Origin of the sequence: Wolbachia endosymbiont of Laodelphax striatellus (assembly GCF_007115015.1) — a bacterium.
In the GTDB taxonomy this organism is placed as follows: Bacteria; Pseudomonadota; Alphaproteobacteria; order Rickettsiales; family Anaplasmataceae; genus Wolbachia.
The window spans coordinates 1,300,828-1,302,445 of the sequence record NZ_MUIX01000001.1; the positions used below are offsets into that span (position 1 = coordinate 1,300,828).

General features: G+C 35.6%; 2 protein-coding genes. Both read left to right on the forward strand.

The window, feature by feature from the left end; all coding sequences use genetic code 11:
- On the forward strand, positions 1-1,185 hold a 1,185-nt coding region (locus tag BVG17_RS10510; protein ID WP_143688935.1), incomplete at its 5' end, for an ankyrin repeat domain-containing protein.
- Positions 1,182-1,618, forward strand: a 437-nt coding sequence (locus BVG17_RS10515; protein ID WP_177429432.1) for a phage terminase large subunit family protein, incomplete at its 3' end; no start/stop codon positions are given. The genes BVG17_RS10510 and BVG17_RS10515, both read left to right, overlap by 4 nt.

A 1,618-nucleotide genomic window follows, 5' to 3' on the forward strand; every position in this document is an offset into this window, starting at 1 on the left:
TTAGCTGCAATGATAGGTGAAGTTAATGCGGTTAGATATTTGATAGGAAAAGGTGTTGACGTTAATGTACGAAATGCTCTGCATCATACGCCATTACATCTAGCAGCAGGCATAGGACATGCAGAAGTTGTAAAGATTTTGATAAGAGAAGGAAAAGCTGAAATAGATGTCTTTGATGCACGAAATCAGACACCAATGCACTATGCAGTTAATAATAAAAAGTTGGAGATAGTAAAGTTACTGCTGAAGCTAGGAGCAGATGTAAATAGTGCACGCATGGGACAAAACTCAATGAAATTGTCACCTGTTCATATAGCTGTAAGTAATGCTAATTATGATGAAAGAGATTTGTGTCTTGATATTCTCAAATGCTTAATAAAGGAGCCTAATGCTCAAGTAAATTTGCAAGACTACGAAAATAAAACACCACTACATTACGCTGAAAGACTTAAAACAATAGAAGTTTTACTAACCCGAGAAGATATAGACCCTCTGGTAAAAGACGATAGCGGTAGAACACCATTTGACTACGCTAAACCTGAGATAAAGAAGGCTTTGATGAGCAACAAATATGGATCTGAAAAAAATAGTTTATTACATTTAGCTGCAAAAAGAGGAGAAATTGAGCTTGTAGAGTCCATTTTAAAAGAAGAAATTGATATTGATATTTCAAACAATAAAAGTCTATCACCGATTTACCTTGCTGCAGAAAAAGGACATTTACATGTAGTAAAATTACTACTGGAAAAAGGAGCAAACTATACACCTGTTCTGCACTCAGCAATCAAGTCAAATAATTTAGAATTGTTAAAAACTTTATTTAAAGAAAAGAGTATCAAATTACCAGATGAGATAGGCAGATCTGTACCAATTTATTATAGGTGTATAGAGCATAGAGATGCAAAAGTAAGAAAATACAATAATGTGATCTGTATTTTTACCTCAGTAAGTGCAGTAGCAATAGCGGTATATATAGGGTTAACAGCAACAACAATAAGTAGTGCAATCATTTTTGCAACAATAACAGGAATACTTGCACTTATTATAGCAATAATGATAAGTGAGATGAGCAAAAGATATATAGAAAACGAATTTCAGAAAAAGATGTTTATGGAACTGGAGGAATGTAGTTCTACTGTTAATGATGTTGAGATAGAACCAGCAATAAGTAGGGTTAAGGTATGATCTATGCTACATCTTTTTCTGAAGGTTTAAGACCAGATCCGCAGCTTAAAGTATCAGAGTGGGCGAATGAGTATCGAGTTTTAGCGCCAACTGCAGCATCAGAGCCAGGAAAATGGAGAACGGAAAGAACTCCTTATTTAAAAGAAATCATGGATTCACTATCTCCATCTTCACCAGCGGAGAAAATAGTATTCATGAAAGGAGCACAAATTGGAGGAACAGAAGCTGGTAATAACTGGATTGGCTATATCATAGATCAGACACCAGGTCCAATGCTGGTAGTACAGCCAACAGTTGAAATGGGAAAGCGTTGGTCGAAGGGAAGATTTGCACCGTTAATAGAGAGTACGCCATGTTTAAAAAGTAAAGTAAAAGACCCAAGATCAAGAGATTCAGGGAATACTGTGCAAAGTAAGGAATTTCCAGGTGGAAT